12 protein-coding genes are annotated in these 17,967 nt (G+C 74.5%); 8 read left to right on the top strand and 4 right to left on the bottom strand.

The window, feature by feature from the left end:
- Nucleotides 1–211: 211 nt before the first annotated feature.
- On the bottom strand, nucleotides 212–769 hold the full coding sequence (locus tag ACZ3YL_RS29785) for a hypothetical protein (RefSeq protein WP_465660436.1): 558 nt from the start codon (nucleotides 767–769) through the stop codon (nucleotides 212–214).
- 252 nt (nucleotides 770–1,021) lie between these two features.
- Here ACZ3YL_RS29785 and ACZ3YL_RS29780 point away from each other — a divergent pair, with 252 nt between their 5' ends.
- Nucleotides 1,022–2,968, top strand: a complete 1,947-nt coding sequence (locus ACZ3YL_RS29780) for a serine/threonine-protein kinase (protein WP_465660435.1) — start codon at nucleotides 1,022–1,024, stop codon at nucleotides 2,966–2,968.
- On the opposite strand, the gene ACZ3YL_RS29775 is transcribed toward ACZ3YL_RS29780, so the two are convergent.
- Nucleotides 2,943–3,530, bottom strand: coding sequence for a hypothetical protein (locus ACZ3YL_RS29775; RefSeq protein WP_465660434.1), 588 nt, complete (start codon nucleotides 3,528–3,530; stop codon nucleotides 2,943–2,945). The genes ACZ3YL_RS29780 and ACZ3YL_RS29775 overlap by 26 nt on opposite strands.
- Nucleotides 3,531–3,587: 57 nt before the next feature.
- Here ACZ3YL_RS29775 and ACZ3YL_RS29770 point away from each other — a divergent pair, with 57 nt between their 5' ends.
- From ACZ3YL_RS29770 to ACZ3YL_RS29740, 7 genes are all read left to right on the top strand, one after another.
- Nucleotides 3,588–4,691, top strand: coding sequence for a protein kinase domain-containing protein (locus ACZ3YL_RS29770; RefSeq protein WP_465660433.1), 1,104 nt, complete (start codon nucleotides 3,588–3,590; stop codon nucleotides 4,689–4,691).
- A gap of 162 nt (nucleotides 4,692–4,853) precedes the next feature.
- The gene (locus tag ACZ3YL_RS29765) at nucleotides 4,854–6,713 is read left to right on the top strand and encodes a serine/threonine-protein kinase (protein WP_465660432.1); all 1,860 of its coding nucleotides are present in this window, start codon (nucleotides 4,854–4,856) and stop codon (nucleotides 6,711–6,713) included.
- A 142-nt stretch (nucleotides 6,714–6,855) separates the two neighbouring features.
- Entirely contained in the window at nucleotides 6,856–8,499 is a 1,644-nt protein-coding gene (locus ACZ3YL_RS29760; RefSeq protein WP_465660431.1) for a succinic semialdehyde dehydrogenase, read from the top strand.
- Between the two features lie 71 nt (nucleotides 8,500–8,570).
- On the top strand, nucleotides 8,571–10,403 hold the full coding sequence (locus ACZ3YL_RS29755) for a GMC oxidoreductase (RefSeq protein ID WP_465660430.1): 1,833 nt from the start codon (nucleotides 8,571–8,573) through the stop codon (nucleotides 10,401–10,403).
- A 379-nt stretch (nucleotides 10,404–10,782) separates the two neighbouring features.
- On the top strand, nucleotides 10,783–12,273 hold the full coding sequence (locus ACZ3YL_RS29750; protein WP_465660429.1) for a hypothetical protein: 1,491 nt from the start codon (nucleotides 10,783–10,785) through the stop codon (nucleotides 12,271–12,273).
- A gap of 1,034 nt (nucleotides 12,274–13,307) precedes the next feature.
- A complete protein-coding gene (gene guaA, locus ACZ3YL_RS29745) occupies nucleotides 13,308–14,876 on the top strand; it encodes a glutamine-hydrolyzing GMP synthase (protein WP_411293053.1) in 1,569 nt (522 codons plus the stop codon).
- Nucleotides 14,877–15,049: 173 nt separating this feature from the next.
- Nucleotides 15,050–16,081 carry a Rieske 2Fe-2S domain-containing protein gene (locus ACZ3YL_RS29740; RefSeq protein WP_465660428.1) on the top strand — a complete coding sequence of 344 codons (1,032 nt, stop codon included), beginning with the start codon at nucleotides 15,050–15,052 and terminating at the stop codon, nucleotides 16,079–16,081.
- Nucleotides 16,082–16,092: 11 nt separating this feature from the next.
- Here ACZ3YL_RS29740 and ACZ3YL_RS29735 read toward each other — a convergent pair whose 3' ends face one another.
- Both ACZ3YL_RS29735 and ACZ3YL_RS29730 read right to left on the bottom strand, forming a co-directional pair.
- A complete protein-coding gene (locus ACZ3YL_RS29735) occupies nucleotides 16,093–16,302 on the bottom strand; it encodes a hypothetical protein (protein WP_188306704.1) in 210 nt (69 codons plus the stop codon).
- Nucleotides 16,299–17,705, bottom strand: a complete 1,407-nt coding sequence (locus ACZ3YL_RS29730; protein ID WP_188306705.1) for a PspC domain-containing protein — start codon at nucleotides 17,703–17,705, stop codon at nucleotides 16,299–16,301. Before ACZ3YL_RS29730 ends, ACZ3YL_RS29735 begins: the two co-directional genes overlap by 4 nt.
- Nucleotides 17,706–17,967 lie beyond the last annotated feature (262 nt).

Below are 17,967 nucleotides of genomic sequence, written 5' to 3'. Positions count from 1 at the left end.
ACTGCCGACCCTCATCGCGGGGGCCTGGGCGCCGTTGGCAGTCTGAAAATCACCCGTCACGCCCCTCTCCGCAGCCACCCCCTGCGCCGCCCCCTTCCGCAGCGCGTCCCTCTCGCCTGGTGAGGAGGGGTGGGTGGGTGGGGGAGGTGGGGGGAGGGGTGCGGGGGCGGGTGGGTGCGGGTGGGGGGCTTTGCCCTGTGCGTCTGTGGGGTCAGGTGCGGTTGGCGGTGCGGCGGGTGAGGAGGAAGCCGCCGATCAGGGCGATGGCGTAGAAGGCGAGGTCGAGGGGGCGTAGGTCGGCGCGCCAGGTGGTGAGGGTGTCGGGGAGGAGGTGGTGGGGGGTGGGGGCCTCGGCGTGGAGCAGGCGGAGGTGTTCGGTGAGCTGGCCGGTGAGGAGGGCTCCGGCGGCGAGGAGGGCGCCGATTGGGGGGAGCAGGCGGTTTCGGCCGCCGAGGCGGCCGAGGGGGAGGGCGACCAGGCCGGCTTGGGCGATGGTGAGCCAGCCGAGGGTGTCGGCGGCGCGCAGGGGGGCGCAGCCGTAGGCGAGGCCGCTGAGGAGGGCGGCGAGGAGGGCGAGGGTGAGGGCGAGGGCGGTGCGGCGGCGGGGGGTGGTCCGGGGGGTGGTGGGTGCGTAGCCGGCGACGGGGACACCGGGCATGCCGGGGGCGACGTAGCCGTCGGGGGTGTCCAGGACCGGTGCGACCGAGTAGTGCTGGGCGGTCTGCGGGCGGGGCGATGAGCCGTCAGCGCCCGGTGTGGGTGCGGTCATGGGCGTCGAGTCCCCCCGGAAAAGACGATGAGCTGCCGAACGCTAGCAGCGCTTCGGGCAGATCTTGGCGAGTTTTCGATCACAGATCGGGCACAGAGCGTCGCACCCGTTCAGGTTCGTCCCGGGTTGGATGGGGGGCGGGTGGTCGTCGCCCCCCTGGACAGGGGATGATGGAGGCTTGGGCGTTCGGGCCCTGGCCGGGCCGACGCGCCGTCACCACGACCGCCAGCAGCACATGGGGGAACGTTCCGAATGACCCAGGCGCAGGGTTCCACCGGCCGCCTCCTGGCCGGCCGCTACCGGCTGAACGGCGTGCTCGGACGCGGCGGCATGGGCACCGTCTGGCGCGCCGAGGACGAGATGCTGGGCCGGACCGTCGCGGTCAAGGAACTGCGGATGAACGCCAGCGTCGAGGAGGAGGAGAAGCACCGGCTGATCGTCCGGACGCTGCGCGAGGCCAAGGCGACCGCGCGGATCCGGCACACCTCGGCGGTGACCGTCTTCGACGTGGTCGACGAGGACGACCGGCCGTGGATCGTCATGGAGCTGGTCGAGTCCCGCTCGCTGGCCGACGTCGTCCGGGAGGACGGGCCGCTGGCGCCCGTCCGGGCGGCGGAGATCGCGCTGGACGTGCTGGGCGTGCTGAGCGCGGCGCACGCGCTGGGCATCCTGCACCGGGACGTCAAGCCCTCCAACGTGCTGATCGGCGAGGACGGCCGGGTCGTGCTCACCGACTTCGGCATCGCCAGTGTGGAGGGCGACGCCTCGATCACCTCCACCGGGATGCTGGTCGGCGCGCCCTCGTACATATCCCCGGAGCGGGCCCGCGGGCAGAAGCCCGGGCCGCCGGCCGACCTGTGGTCGCTGGGCGGCACGCTGTACGCGATGGTCGAGGGGCGGCCGCCGTACGACCGCGGCTCGGCGCTGGCCACCCTGACCGCGGTGATGACCGAGGAGCTGACCACCCCCGCGAACGCCGGGCCGCTGCTGGCGGTCATCGAGGGGCTGCTGGAGAAGGACCCGGCGAAGCGGCTGGACGCCTCGCAGACCCGGTCGATGCTCAAGCGGGTGGTCGCGGAGGCGACCGCGAAGGCCGAGTCGACCACCGAGCACGCGATGCCGGTCGGGTCGGTGGCTGTGGGGGAGGGCAAGGCCGAGGCCGAGGCTGAGGCTGAGGTGAAGGAGGCCGGGGCGGCGGCGGAGGCGAAGCCGGCTCCGAAGCGGACCGTGGGCGGGTTGCTGGGGACGGTCCGGGTGGGGAGCCGGGCCCGGGACGAGGAGCCCGCGGCGGAGCCCGCCGACGAGAAGGGCGCCGCGAAGTCCGCGGATCCGGTGCCGGCCGCGGAGCCGATCCGGCCGGTGACCAGTGAGTGGACGATGGGCGCGACCCAGGCGGCCGGGGCCGACCCGCGCAAGGGGCGGCGGCGGCTGGCCATCGCGACCGTGGTGGTCGTGCTGCTGCTGATCGCCGGGATCGTCGCGGTCGTCCAGGCCATGGGCAGCGGGGACGGCGGGGCGAAGGGGGAGGGCACGCACAGCGCGGGTGCCACCGCGCCGGTCACGGCGACCACCGGGACCACGCCGAGCCGGCCGGCGGCCGGCGACCCGGCTCCGGCCGGGACGCCCGTGGAGCCGCCGGCCACCGGCGAGTCCTCGGCCGCCGTGCCGCCGCCGGCCACCGCTGGCGCGGCCCAGCCCCCGGCCTCCGACCCGGCTCCGGCGCAGACCACGCCGCCGGCCGCGTCCGGCGGTCCGGTGCCGGCCGGGTACCACGCGTACCAGGACCCGAGCGGCTTCTCGGTCGTCCTGCCGGACTGGCTGCAGCCGGCCGGGTCGGACGCCAACCGGCGGATCTTCAAGAACGCCGCCGACGGCAGCCAGCTGCGGATCGAGTGGACCACCTCGCCCGGTGCCAGCGCCCTCGCCGACTGGCAGGAATCCGAGCCCAACGTGCGCGGCCAGGTGACCAACTACCAGCGGCTGAACCTGGCGGCGCTCACCTACCGGCAGTGGACCAACGCGGCGGACTGGGAGTGGACCAACGGCACGCCCAAGATGCACTCGCTCAACCGGGGCTTCGTGACCGGGAGTCCGGCGAAGTACGGCTACTCGATCTACTGGATCGTCCCGGACGCGCAGTGGGCCGCGCAGGCTCCGGTCCGGGACGTCGTGTTCAACAGTTTCCAGCCTGCTCCGTAGGGCCGGCTCCGGTCCGAGGGTCAGCCGAGCAGGCGGTGCTCGGCCCGGGTGGACTCGTCCGCGGGGAGGGCGCCGGAGGTGCGCAGGGCGGCCAGGCGCTCCAGCTGGTCGAGGCGTTGCCCGCCGGACGTGGGTTCGGAGGGGGTGGTGCCGGGCCTTCTTCCACCGGGAGTCGAAGTGCCGGGTGGAGACGATCTCCTCGGGTGGCCTCGCGGACCTGCTCGGCGAAGTCGTCGGCCTTGGCCACGTCCTCGAAGCGGTGGGGGCCGGTCAGGGCGATGATCGTCAGGACGTCGCCGTCGGGTTCGGTGCGGGCCACGGTGACGGCGGTAAGCGGAACCGGTACCGGTGGCTTCCCGTCCTTCAGGGAGAGCAGTCGGTGGGTGGTGAACACGATCACCTCCTTGCGGAAGTGGTCGGGATGGCGCCCGGCCGTGGAGGCGACGGGCTGCTCGCCGTCGATCACGGCCGCTTCCACCGGGCGGACGGCCTCGGCCTGCTTGGCTTGGTTGCTGTTGCCCGCCACCCTGAAGGCGGTGTCGATCAGATCGGTCCAGTCCATGGGGCCGAGCGTGAAGGAGCCGCTCAGTAGGCTGCTCGGTGAGCGAGAGGAACTGGCATGCGAGGCGGCCCGGGCCAGTTGTTGGCGGGGCGGTACCGGTTGACGGACCGTCCCGAACTGCTGCGCGCCTTCGCGGTGGACGAGCGGACCGGAGAATCGGTCCTGCTGCGCGCCGTGGAGCTGCCCGCGCTGCTGACCGTCGGTCAGGACCCGGAGGAGCCCAACCCCGGGCACGGGGACCGGCTGGTACGGCGGGTCGCGGCGGTCGGGTCGGCCGCGCCGTCCTGGCACCCGCGGCTGCTGCGCGGGGTCGGGGCCTTCGTCGAGGGCGAGCTGCTGTGGACGGTGGAGGAGCGGCCGGCCGGCCGGACGCTGGCCGAGCTGCTCACCGCCGGGCCGCTCCCGCCGTACCGGGCGGCCGAGTTGGCGGCGGACCTGGTCGGCGCGCTGCGGGCGCTGCACGAGGCCGGGCTCTCCCACGGCAATGTGACCGCCGAGTCGGTGCTGGTCTGTGAGGACGGCGCGGCGATGCTCGGCGGGCTGCTCGGCGGGGTCGCGCAGGAGGCGCTGGCCGAGGACCTCGGCGGGCCGGGCGGGCGGCGCCGGTACGAGGTGCGGGCCACCCTGGTCGGCCCGGTCGCGGAGCGCTGGCCGCTGGACGGCGGCCCGGCGGGGGACTGCTGGGCGCTCGGGGTGCTGTTGCAGCGGATGGTCACCGGCCGCTCGCCGTTCCCGGAGCACGGCGTGCCGGACCTGGTGACGGCGGTGCGCGACGGGCGGCGCGAACCCTCGGTGGTCTGCGGGCCGGTGGCGCCGCTGGTCGAACGGCTGGTGCAGCCGGACCCGGGCCTGCGGCCCACCGCGGAGGCGGTGCGGGCGGAGCTGGCGGCGCTGCTGGCGGGTGCCCCGGAGCCGGTCGACGAGGAGCGGGCGGCGCGGGAGGTGGAGCTGAAGCCGGACGCGCCACTGGTGCCGTTGCGGCCGCGGCGGCGTGGGCGGGGCGACCGGCCGGCGGCGGTCGGGACGGAGGCCGCGGTGGCGCGGGCCGGTGGGGGGAGGAACTCCCGGATACCCCCGGCCCTGCTGGGGCCGCTGTTGGTGGGCGGTGTGTTCTCGCTGCTGGTGCTGGGGGTGGTCGCCGTGGTGCTGTTCGCAGGCTGACGGCCCCGGTGGCCGCCGCCGCGCCGGTCCGGGGGGTGGGCGAGATTACCGGGCGTGGCAGGGTGCGCCTAATGTGTCCGTGGGATTTGTTCGAACAGCGGTCTGCGGCGGGGTTTCCGCCGCGGCGGCGGTAGGTGGAATCGAGAGGGGGAGCGGTCGCCGATGGGCTTGCAGGACCGGCCGGAGGCGGCCGAGGCGGAGCGGTTGCTGGCCGGTCGGTACGAGCTCGGTGAGCGGCTCGGCCGGGGCGGGATGGGCACGGTCTGGCGGGCCTGGGACCGGATGCTGGACCGCGAGGTCGCGGTCAAGGAGCTGACCGTCAACCACCTGCCGGAGGAGGACCTGCAGATCCTGCACACCCGGATGAAGCGGGAGGCCAGCGCCGCCGCCCGGATCAAGCACCCCGGTGTGATCACCGTGCACGACGTGCTGGAGCAGGACGGCCGGCCCTGGATCGTGATGGAGCTGGTCGACGGCCGCTCGCTGGCCGACGTGATCAGCCAGGACGGCACCCTGCCGCCGCGCGCCGCCGCCGAGGTCGGCAGCCAGGTGCTCGCGGCGCTGCACCGCGGCCACCAGCTCGGTGTGCTGCACCGGGACGTCAAGCCGGCCAACGTGCTGCTGGAGCGCGGCACCGGGCGGGTGGTGCTGCTGGACTTCGGCATCGCGAAGTACGAGGGCTCGACCGAGCTGACCCGGCCCGGCGACCTGGTCGGCTCGCCGGACTACCTGGCACCCGAGCGCGCCCAGGGCGAGCGGCCCGGGCCGGCCTCCGACCTGTGGGGCCTCGGGGCGACGCTGTACGCGGCGGTCGAGGGCCAGTCGCCGTTCCGCCGGGACTCGCCGATCACCACGCTGGCCGCGGTGGTCGACGAGCCGCTGCCGGAGTCCCGCCGGGCCGGCCCGCTCGGGCCGGTGCTGGCCGCGCTGATGGCCAAGGACCCGGCCGACCGGCCGAACGCCGACGAGGCGGCCCGGATGCTGGCCGAGGTGCAGTCCGGGCACACCATGGGGTTGAAGACGGTCGGGGCGCCGGCCGCGCCGGTGCGCACGCCCACCCAGTCGGTGCCGGTGGTGGACCGCAGCGCGGGGCAGGACGGGACCGTCGTGGTGTCGCCGGAGGGTTCGGACGACGCGGAGGGCTCGGAGGATCCGACCGATCCGCGTCCGGCCGGGACCGCCCCGACCGCGGTGGCATCCGTGCCGTCCGCCCAGCCCGTTCCGGTGGTCCCGATGGTTCCGGTTGGTCCGGTTGGTCCGGTTGGTCCGGTCGTCGGGGACACCTCCGGGGGCGTGGCCGCTGGCGGGCAGGCGCACACCTCCATCGGCGCGCCGGTCGCGCACTCCGCCGCGCCCGCGCGCGGTCCGGCCAAACGCCGCAGCCGGATGAAGCTCGTCGCCATCGCCGTGGCGGTCGGCGTGCTGGCGGCCGCGGCGACCTTCCTCGCCACCCGGCACCTGACCGGCTCCCACACCGCCGACCCGGTGGCCACCGGGCAGCCGGACACGCCCGATCCCACCGAACCGGACCCGACCGGCGCCCCCACCCCGGGCGCGTCCGCGCCGGCCGGCTACCGCTGGGTCGACGACCCGGGCGGCTTCCGCTTCCCGATGCCGGTCGCGACCCCGGCCTGGCAGCGCAGCACCGGGACGGACGCCAACCAGATCTTCTACAGCCCCGACAACCGGGTGCACTACCTGCAGTTCGCGGTCACGGTCGGTCAGTCGACCAAGCCGTTGGACCACATGCGGCAGATGGAGGTCAACGTCTCCAAGTCGCTCAAGGACTACAAGCAGCACCGGATGGCCAGCGCCGTGGTGAACGGCCACGAGGCGGCCACCTGGGAGTTCAGCTACGCGGCCAAGGAGGGCGGACGCCGGCGGGCGATCGAGACCGAGTTCATCGACGATGACGGCACCTCCTACGCGATATACGCGTCCAGCCCGGACAAGGGCGACGAGTGGCAGCAGGCCGAGCAGCGGTTCACCACGGTGCTGAACCACTTCACGCCCACCCGCTGAGACGGCCCGGGCCGGCGGCGGGTCGGCCCGGGCCGGCGGGTGGCGGCCCGTACGGGCGGAGCGCCCCGCTTTGGCCCGACTGCGGCAGATTCTTGTTACCGACGGGTACCGCACCGGCCGCCGAAGGCCTAGGCTGCGCCGTATGTCGGACCTCACAGCAGACGCAGTGGCCACCGAACACCCCGGCGCCGCCCTCGTGGACGGCAACCCGGCCGCCCCCGGCGGCGGCCGGACCGTCGCGACCGCCGTCCCGCGCTCCCTGGTCGAGCGGCTGGCCGCCGGGGTCACCGCCACCGGCGAGCCCAGTGTGGTGGAGACCGTCGCCCCGCTGACCGGTGAGCGGCTGGCCGCTCTGCCGCAGTCCACCCCGGCCGACGTCGAGGTCGCCTTCCAGCTGGCCCGCCGTGCCCAGGCCGCCTGGGCCGCACTGCCGGTGCGCCGTCGGGCCGCCGTGCTGCTGCGCTTCCACGACCTGCTGCTCAAGCGGCAGGACGAGGCGCTGGACCTGGTCCAGGCCGAGACCGGCAAGGCCCGGCTGCACGCCTTCGAGGAGGTGCTGGCCGTCGCCATGGCCGCCCGGCACTACGGGCGCGCCGCGCAGGGCTATCTGAAGGACCGGCGCCGCGGCGGTGCGCTGCCGGTGCTCACCCACACCGTGGAGGCCCGCCGCCCCAAGGGCGTGATCGGCCACATCTCGCCGTGGAACTACCCGCTGGAGCTGTGCATCGGCGACCTGCTGCCCGCCTTCGTGGCCGGCAACGCGGTGGTCAACAAGCCCGACACCCAGACCGCGCTGACCGGACTGTGGGCCCGTGAACTCCTGATCGAGGCCGGGCTGCCGGCCGACCTGTGGCAGGTCGTGATCGGCGACGGCCCGGTGATCGGCCCCGCCGTGGTGGAGCACGCCGACTACGTCTCCTTCACCGGCTCCACCCGCACCGGCCGCGAGGTCGCCCAGCGGGCCGCCGCCCGGCTGGTCGGCGCCTCGCTCGAACTCGGCGGCAAGAACGCCATGCTGGTGCTCTCCGACGCCGACCTCGAGGCGGCCGCCGCCGGCGCCGTCCGGGCCTGCTTCTCCACGGCCGGGCAGCTGTGCATCTCGATCGAACGGCTGCTGGTGCACCGCTCGGTGGCCGACCGCTTCCTGGAGCTCTTCGTCGCCCGCACCCGGGCGCTGCGCCTGGGCGGCGGCCTGGCCTACGGCGCCGACATGGGCTCGCTGGTCTCCGCCCGGCAGCTGGACACCACCACCCGGCACGTGGCGGAGGCGGTCAAGGCCGGCGCCACCGTGCTCACCGGGGGGCGGGCCCGGCCCGACCTCGGCCCGTACTTCTACGAGCCGACCGTCCTGGACGGGGTGACCCCGGAGATGGCGGTCTGCGGCGAGGAGACCTTCGGCCCGGTCGTCTCGGTCTACCGCTTCGACACCGAGGAGGAGGCGGTGGCCGCCGCCAACTCCACGCCCTACGGCCTGAACTCCAGCGTCTGGACGAGGAACCCGCGGCGCGGCCGGGCGGTCGCGTCCCGGCTGCGCACCGGGACGGTCAACGTCAACGAGGCCTACGCGGCCGCGTACGGCTCGGTCGGCGCGCCGATGGGCGGCATGGGCGACTCGGGGCTGGGCCGGCGGCACGGCGCCGAGGGGATCCTGCGCTTCACCGAGGCGCAGACCATCGCGACCCAGCGGCTGATGCCGATCGCCCCGTCGTTCGGGCTGGACGACAAGCAGTTCGCCGCCGTGATGACCGGCGGGCTGCGGGCGCTCAAGGCGCTGCGCTTCAAGTAGGTCGCCGCGCCGTACGCGGCGCCGACCCGCTTTCCTTCCCGACAGGTTCGACCCCCGAGGAGCAGTGGCAGATGGTGGAGTCCGGCGGTGCGGCGGAGTTCGACTACGACGTGGTCGTGGTCGGCTCCGGCTTCGGCGGTTCGGTCGCGGCGCTGCGGCTGACCGAGAAGGGTTACCGGGTCGCCGTCCTGGAGGCCGGGCGGCGCTTCGAGCGGGACGAGCTGCCCCGCAACTCCTGGGACCTGTCGAACTACCTGTGGGCGCCGCAGCTCGGGCTGTACGGCATCCAGCGGATCCACCTGCTGGCCAATGTGCTGATCCTGGCCGGCGCCGGGGTCGGCGGCGGCTCGCTGAACTACGCCAACACCCTGTACGTGCCGCCGAAGGCCTTCTTCGAGGACCGCCAGTGGTGCCACATCACCGACTGGCAGGCGGAGTTGGCGCCGTTCTACGACCAGGCGCAGCGGATGCTCGGGGTCCGGCTGAACCCGACCGTCACGCCGTCCGACGTCCACCTCAAGGCGGCGGCCGAGAAGATGGGCGTCGGGGACACCTTCCACATGGCGCCGGTCGGGGTCTTCTTCGGAGACGGAAAGGACGCTGGGGGCGCCTCCCGGACGGAGTCCGGGGGAGGCACCGCCAAGGCCGCGCCCGGCGAGGAGGTCGCCGACCCGTACTTCGGCGGCGCCGGCCCGGCCCGCAAGGCCTGTGTGGAGTGCGGCGAGTGCATGACCGGCTGCCGGCACGGCGCCAAGAACATGCTCACCGAGAACTACCTGTACCTGGCCGAGCGGGGCGGCGCGGAGATCCACCCGCTGACCACCGTGGCCCGGATCCGGGAGTACGGCGCGGCCGACGGGAATCGTGGCTTCGCGGTGGACGTGCGGCGCACCGACTCCCGGTCGAAGACCGACCGGGTCAAGGCGGGCGCCCGGACCATCACCGCCGCCCGGGTGGTGGTCGCGGCCGGCACCTACGGCACCCAGTCGCTGCTGCACCGGATGCGCGCTGCCGGCCACCTGCCCCGGATCTCCGAGCGGCTCGGCGAGCTGACCCGCACCAACTCCGAGGCGCTGGTGGGCGCGCAGACCACCGACCGGCGCTACGGCGCCAAGGCGGACTTCACCAAGGGCGTCGCGATCACCTCGTCGATCCACCCGGACGCGAACACCCATATCGAGCCGGTCCGCTACGGCAAGGGCTCCAACGCGATGGGCGCGCTGTCGATCGCCCAGGTCAAGGGCGGCGGGAAGGCCCCGCGCTGGCTGCGCTACCTGGGCAACTCGGTGCTCCACCCGGTGACCTTCGGCCGGTCGATGAACCAGCGCGGCTGGTCCGAGAAGACGATCATCGGCCTGGTGATGCAGTCGCTGGACAACTCGATCACCGTCTCGCTCAAGAAGGGCCCGCTCGGCAAGCCCCGGCTCACCTCCGGCCAGGGTCACGGCGAGCCCAACCCGACCTGGATCCCGGCCGCCGAGCGGGGCGCCCAGGCGCTGGCCGACGAGATCAACGGCTTCCCCGGCAGCACCGTCGGCGAGATCTTCGACATCCCGATGACCGCGCACTTCCTCGGCGGCTGCCCGATCGGCGACGCCCCCGAGACCGGCGTGGTCGACCCGTACCACCGGCTCTACGGCCACCCCGGGATCAGCGTGGTGGACGGCGCGGCCGTCTCCGCCAACCTCGGCGTCAACCCCTCGCTCACCATCACCGCGCAGGCCGAGCGCGCGATGTCGATGTGGCCCAACAAGGGCGAGCCGGACCGGCGCCCGGACCAGGGCGGGGACTACCGCCGGGTCGACCCGGTCGCGCCGGTGCGACCGGCCGTGCCGGAGGGCGCGTTCGGTGCGCTGCGACTGCCGCTGCTGCCCGTCCCGGAGGTCCCGAAGAAGCGCGACTGACCCGGCCCTGGCGGTCAACCCGCCTGCCTCGCTTCGTGGTTGACATCCGTTCGGATCCGATGGGATAAACGGGCTCCCTGGGGGACCAGGAACTCGTCGAGCGGGGGGAATCCGGTCCATGGCCAACTGCGCATCGTGCGGCGCGACTTCGGTGGAGGGGGCGTCCGCCTGCGGCTCGTGCGGACGGCCGCTGGCACCCCCGCCGCCGCCCCCGCCGGCCGTCGTACCGCCGCCACCCCCGGGGTACGGGCCGCCGCCGACCCCGTCGGCCCCGCCGACCTCGCCGGCCGGGTCCTACCCGCCGCCGCCCGGCGGCCTGCCGAGGGTGGGCAGTTGGGGCGCGGGGCAGCCGTACTATCCGAGGACCGTCCAGTCGCCCGTGCTGCGCTGGCTGGCCGGTTCGAACTGGCGCCCCGCGCTGGTGGCGGCCATCGGGCCGACCCTCGTCCTGCTGGCGGCCGCGCTGATCGCGGCCGTCCCGGGCGACTACGGCTACGACGGCGCCTACGCCGCGCCCGAGTTCGGCGACCGCTTCGGTGCGGCGCTGGCGATGGCGCTGAACGCGCTCGGCGCGCCGTTCCGGATCAGCGGGAGCCCGGACTCGTCCGGCCGCGCCCTCCAGGACGGCATGGAGCTCACCTTCCGGGTCCTGCCGCTGACCGTCACCGTGTTCTGGGGGCTGGCGCTCTGGCTCGGTCTGCGGGCCGGGCTGCGCCGGCGCAAGGCCGACGGCACCCAGCTCACCCGGGCCCAGGCCGTCGGTGAGGCGCTGCGCAGTGCCGTGGTGCTGGCCGCCGTCACCCTGCTGCTCGGCCTGATCGGGGGCACCGACTGGCACCCGGTGCGGTCCGGCGGCTACCCCGCCTACCCGGACTTCTCCGAGTACCGGGGGATGACCGTCACCGCCGGCACCACCTGGCTGGAGGCGGTCGGCTGGACCGCCCTGCTGGCCTTCCTGCTGGCCTTCGCCGTCTACGGCACCGACGCGCTGCGCTGGGCCGCCTGGCGCAGCCGGTCGGTGCGCGGCTGGGCGGTGGCCGCGCTGACGGCCGGCCGGGCGCTGGCGCTGTCGGTGGCCCTGGCGTCGGCGGCGGCCTTCGTGCTGGTCGCGGTGAACGCCGGGAGCGGTGCGACGACCGCGGTCTCGCTGGCCTTCCTGCCCAACCTCGGGCTCCAGCTGCTCGGCTTCGGCTCGGGGGCGACGTTCTCGGCACACGTCAGGATGACCAGCGCCGGCACGACCTGGGGCAACCAGCGCACCGGGCTGGACCTCTCCTTCTTCGATCTGCACGACCTGTCCGCCGACTGGCGCTGGTGCGGCGTGGCGGCGGTGGGCGCGGCGCTGCTGCTCGGCTGGGCGGCGCACCGGCGACAGCTGGACGCGGCCGACCGGTGGCGCCTGGCAGCCGTGTACACGGTGGTGCTGACCCTGCTGATGGTGGTGGCCGGTGCCGTGATGACCAGGACGATGACGATGGCGGGCTGGACCACCTCCGTCCGCTCGGAGCTGTCCGAGGAGAACTCGGTCGGCCTGGTGTTCCTCAGCGTGCTGGTGGCCAACGCGGTCTGGGCGGTGGCCGGCGCGGTGCTGGTGCCGGCGGCGTTCGCGGCACGCGGCGGCCGGGGTGCCACGGCGCCGTACGGGGCGGCTCCGCACGGGGCGGCTCCGTACGGGGCGGTGCCGCCGCAGGGCCCCGGGCCGTACGCCGCACCGCCGCCGGCCGAGGCGCCCTCGGTGGCGGGGGTGAGCGAGGTGCTCGGCTCGCACGAGGCGCCGCCGACCCCCGCCGGGGGGACGCCGCTGCCCGCGGACGCGCCGCGGCGGCCGGAGGAGCCGGTCGACCCGACCGTCTGGCGCGACCACCCGTAGGCCGGGAAAGGGCAAAGGGCCCCGCGGGGGAACGGGGCCCTTTGTCGCTCAGCACTCGGCGTCAGGGCTGCGCCGGGTGCTGGAGGTGACGGCGCCGGGGGAGGAGCGCCGTCGTGTCGGTTGGCTCGGGTCGTGCCCCTTCGGTGCCGGCGTGGGTGGCCGGGGAGCGGGGCACGCGCTTCCGTGCGGCGGCGGGCCGGCGGGCAGGTCTGCGCCGGGCCCTCGCTCACGGAGCGTGAAGTGAAAACCGCTGTCGCCTTTCGGTGCGACGACCGTGGAGACCTCGGTCCGGGCCCCCGCGACGCACCTGCCGGCCGCCGGGAGAACCGGTCACACCGAGCATCGTGGTGGACGGAGGGGTTTCTCTGCAACCGATTCGGCACGTTCGGCACAGCTCATTTGCGGACGACATTGCGTCGAATGATCACGGTGCGTAGTGGCCTGGAGGATTGCGGTGCACGGGGACGCGCGTAGCGGCGCGGGACGGTGAGGGGGGAGTGCGCCCGGGGCGTGCCCCGGATCGAAGGGGGGTCAGAGGGGGTCGGAGGGGGGGCCGAAGGGCGGTGCGACGGCCGGCCCCGGGCGTCCCCGGGGAACCGGCCGTCCCACCTCTCGGCCCAGTCGCGGCCGGGGTCGCTGTCCCCTGCTGGCCGGCCGCGGCACCCGCGCACGGTCCCACGGCGCCGCTCCCCGGCGGGCCGGGGCGGCGGCGCCACATGCGCCGGTGGACTGGGGTGAAGCTCCACGCGTGGTCCTGCTGCCCGTACGGCGGTGCCCCCGGTCGGGGGCGGCGGCGGCGCGTCTGGCGGACGCGGCGCGGCCGTCCGGTCGTCAGAAGCAACGAAGCGTGACCCCGACCGGTCACGGTCCTTTGGACGTGCAGACGAGTGAAACCGGACAGCCCGGTAGAATCGGTGTCCAGACACCCACACCCGTCCGCCGCCGCTGCCTCCCGCCGGGGAGGCGGTTCAGCGCGACACCTCGATACCGCTGCCGGAAGGCCGTCTGTGTCCTCTGCAATTCCCGTCCAGTCCGTGCCGGACAACGACACCGTCCTGGTGGTCGACTTCGGCGCCCAGTACGCCCAGCTCATCGCCCGTCGGGTGCGTGAGGCGCGGGTCTACAGCGAGATCGTGCCGAGCAGCATGCCGGTGGCCGAGATGCTCGCCAAGAACCCCAAGGCGATCATCCTCTCCGGCGGTCCGTCGTCGGTCTACGAAGAGGGCGCGCCGCAGCTCGACCGCGCGATCTTCGAGGCCGGTGTCCCGGTCTTCGGCATGTGCTACGGCTTCCAGCTGATGGCGAAGACGCTGGGCGGCACCGTCGACAACAACGGTGCCCGCGAGTACGGCCGCACCCCGCTGACCGTCTCCCGCACCGGCTCCACCCTGTTCGAGGGTGTCCCGGCGCAGCACTCGGTGTGGATGTCGCACGGCGACGCCTGCTCGGCCGCCCCGGCGGGCTTCAGCGTCACCGCCTCCACCGAGCTGGTCCCGGTCGCGGCCTTCGAGAACGACGAGGCCCGGCTGTACGGCGTCCAGTACCACCCCGAGGTGCTGCACTCCGACCACGGCCAGCAGATCCTGGAGCACTTCCTCTACCGCGGCGCCGGCATCGCCCCGACCTGGACCACCGGCAGCGTGGTCGATGAGCAGATCGCCCTGATCCGCGAGCAGGTCGGCACCAAGCGGGCGATCTGCGGCCTGTCCGGCGGCGTGGACTCCGCGGTCGCCGCCGCCCTGGTCAACAAGGCCATCGGCGACCAGCTGACCTGCGTCTACGTCGACCACGGCCTGATGCGCAAGGGCGAGACCGAGCAGGTCGAGAAGGACTTCGTGGCCGCCACCGGCGTGCAGCTGAAGGTCGTCGACGCCGCCGAGCGCTTCCTGAACGCGCTGAAGGGGGTCACCGACCCCGAGGAGAAGCGCAAGATCATCGGCCGCGAGTTCATCCGGGTCTTCGAGCAGGCCCAGGCCGAGATCGTCGCCGAGGCCGGCGCCCACGGCGAGTCGGTCGACTTCCTGGTCCAGGGCACCCTGTACCCGGACGTGGTGGAGTCCGGCGGCGGCACCGGCACCGCCAACATCAAGTCCCACCACAACGTCGGCGGCCTGCCCGAGGACCTGCAGTTCCAGCTGGTCGAGCCGCTGCGCAAGCTGTTCAAGGACGAGGTCCGGATGGTCGGCCAGGAGCTGGGCCTGCCGGAGGAGATCGTCCAGCGCCAGCCGTTCCCGGGCCCCGGCCTGGGCATCCGGATCGTCGGCGAGGTCACCGAGGAGCGCCTGAACCTGCTCCGCGACGCCGACGCGATCGCCCGCGAGGAGCTCACCGCGGCCGGTCTGGACCGCGAGATCTGGCAGTGCCCGGTCGTGCTGCTCGCCGACGTGCGCAGCGTGGGCGTGCAGGGCGACGGCCGCACCTACGGTCACCCGATCGTGCTGCGCCCGGTCTCGTCCGAGGACGCCATGACCGCCGACTGGTCCCGTCTGCCGTACGACGTGCTGGCGAAGATCTCCACCCGGATCACCAACGAGGTCCGCGACGTCAACCGCGTCGTCGTCGACGTCACCAGCAAGCCGCCGGGCACCATCGAGTGGGAGTGAGCACTCCCCGCGAAGCCTGAACAGCCGCGCCGTCGTTCCCGTACTGGAGGGAACGGCGGCGCAGCCGTTCGCGGCCCCCCGCGTCGGTATGTCCCACCGAAAGCGTGCAGGAGCGGGCAGAATGCGGACCGGACCTGTCAGGTAGTGGCAGGCCGTGAGGGAAGGTGTGACGGATGTCGGAGGTCAGCAACTCCGAGGCGGTCGCCGGAGGAGCGTCCGGCCGGGCCGACCGGGCGGCGCAACGGCGGGCGTTCGCGTCCCGGTACGCGCTGCTGCCGCTGCGGCTGTTCCTCGGCGTCACCTTCGTCTACGCCGCCCTGGACAAGCTCTCCGACGCGCACTTCCTGGCCGGCGCGGGCGACCCGGCCTCCTTCGTCTCGCAGACCCAGGCCGCCAAGGCCGGCGGCAGCCCGATCGGCTTCCTGCTCGGGCCCGCGCTGGACGCGCCCACCCTGTCCGCGCTGGCCATCGCCTTCGGCGAGCTGGCCGTCGGCCTCGGCACCCTGCTCGGCCTCTGGGGCCGGGTCGCGGCGCTCGGCGGCGCGCTGATCAACCTGAGTCTGTGGCTGACCGTCAGCTGGAGCGTCTCGCCGTACTACCTCGGCAACGACCTCGGCTACCTGATGGCCTGGACCCCGCTGCTGCTGGCCGGCACGCCGTACCTGTCGGTGGACGGCTACCTCGCCCGCCGGGCCGGGCGGGACCGCGAGCGGGGGCTGACCGAGGCGCACGTCAGGCGCCGGGCGCTGGTGGACGGCGGGATCGCGGCGGTCGCCATCGGCGGCGCCGGGCTGCTGAGCGGCTCGCTCACCCGCACCTTCGGCCGGGACAAGTCGGCCGCGTCCAAGCAGTCCGCGGCCCCGGCGCCCAGCGGCACCGCGCCCGCCGCCGCGCCCGCCCCCACGGTCGCCGCGGCGAGCGTGCCGGTCGGCGGCTCGGCCCAGGTCAAGGACCCGGCCACCGGGGACGCCGTCTACATCGTGCAGCCCAAGGCCGGCCAGTACTGCGCCTTCTCCGCGGTGTGCACCCACTCCGGCTGCGCGGTGGACGCCCCGAAGAACGGCCAGCTGTACTGCCCCTGCCACGGCTCCCGGTTCGACGCCGCGACCGGCGCGGTGGTCAACGGGCCGGCGGTCAAGCCGCTGCCCCGGTACGGCGTCAGCAAGGACGGCGACAAGCTGACCCTGGGCCCGCAGCAGAGCTGACCGTACGGGCGCTACTCGTCGCGGTCCGGCCTGCCGCGCCGGGCCACCGCGGCCACCGCGCCGGCCAGGCCGCCGACGCCGAGCACGATGAAGGTGACCGGGACGACGATCCGTCCGTTCACCGTCTCGCCGTCGAGGGCCGCCACCAGGTAGCTGACGGCGATCGCGGTGAACAGGCTGCCCGCGATCAGCGAGAACAGGTCGAGCCGGTGCTTCCTCACTGCTGGACCACCTTGATGTCGCCGATGCCGATGCCGAGTTGGAGATCGAGGGTGCCCTTGGACGGCTGACCGTCCACCGGGCCGAGCTGGTAGACGTGCCGCCCGGTGCCGTCGTTGCGGTCGCCCGGCACGGTGACGTTGCCCAGGCCGACCCGGGCCACCAGGTCCACCGTGACGTCCGCCGGCACGGTGACGACCAGCTCGCCGGCGCCGAGGTCGACCTTGGTGGCGAGGGTGCTCCCGGCCGGGTCGAGGTGGGAGAGGTCCAGCCGGACGTTGCCGGCCCCCAGGTTGTAGCGGTCCTTCAGGTCGGCGGCCGCGGTGACCGTCCAGGAGCGGTCGCCGACGGCGTCCTGCACGGTGTGCGGCGAGTGGCCGGCGAAGGCCAGCGCCAGGGTGGTCAGCAGGCCCAGCACCGCGAGCTTACGGGCCTTGCCGAACTTCGCGGCGAGCAGCAGCGTCAGGCCGATCACCAGCAGCCCGGTGGCCAGTACGACGGTGCTCAGCTTGGTGACGTCGGTGTGGCCGGCCGAGGCGGACCAGACCGCGGTGGCCGCGCCGATCGCCAGCAGGAAGCCGACGAAGCCGAGCGGTGAGCGCTCCCGGGGGTGCCGTACGGCGGCCGGCTCGCGGCGGCGCTCCGGGCGCTCCTTGCGCAGCGGGTCGCCCTCCGGCAGGTCGGTGCGCTGCCACCAGGCCGGTGTCGGGCCGCCGGGCGGCGGCACCTTCGGGCCCGCGCCGGTGTCGGTGGCGCCGTACGGGTTGCGCTCGGGGTGGCGAGGGTCCCACAGGTAGCCGCTCGGGCCGGGGGCGGGGGAGTCGGCGGGGACGGTTCCGGCGGCCTGGCCGGCGGCGTGCCGGGCCGTGGCGTCCTCGTCCTGCGCCCAGCCGTGGCCCTCGGCCTCGGGGAAGTGACGGTCGTACGGGCCGCCGCGGCGGCGCTCGCGACCGCGGCCGCCGCGGCGGCGCTCCGGGTCGTAGCGCACCGCCAGGAAGACCAGGCCGCCGAGCAGCAGCAGTGGGAACAGCTGGTCGCCGTCGCCCATCGAGGAGAAGAACACCCCGGTGCCGATCACGGTCAGCAGCACCGCGCCGATCGACTGGCCGTCGACCCGGCCGGTCAGCACCCGCTGGAGCTCGGTGCGCCCGCCGCGGCGGCCGTCGGCGCTGCCCTCGGTCGGGACGATCAGCCAGGCCAGGCCGTACAGGAAGAGGCCGAGGCCGCCGGAGAGGCAGAGCACCACGGTGACCACCCGGAAGACCACCGGGTCGATGTCCAGATGCCGCCCGAGACCACCGCAGACGCCGGCCACCACGCGGTGGTGCTCGGTCCTGGTCAGCGGGGGGCGTTCCGGTTCCGGCGGGGCGGTGGGCCCGGTCTCCTGGATGTGGTCCTCGGTCATGGGCACCATCCTTCCGGCAGGGGCGGCCCGGCCCAACCGGGTAGGGCCCTGTCCGGACCCTGACTTGTCCCTGATAAGGCTGGGGGACACACCCTGATGCGCCCGGAGCCGCCCGCGTGGAACCATCGGTGGCGTGGCAGCACCCGGTACCGATCCCCGACCCCTCGCCTCCGACGCCGCCGCGTCGGCCGGCGCCGACCCGACCGCGCCCGACGGCGGGCGGCCGCCCTACCGGCGGCTGTACCGCAGCCCGCAGGGGCGG

Source organism: Kitasatospora sp. NPDC023176 (assembly GCF_055560495.1).
The sequence above is the reverse complement of the archived record's forward strand: the minus strand, read 5'-3'. Positions and strand labels throughout refer to the sequence as shown.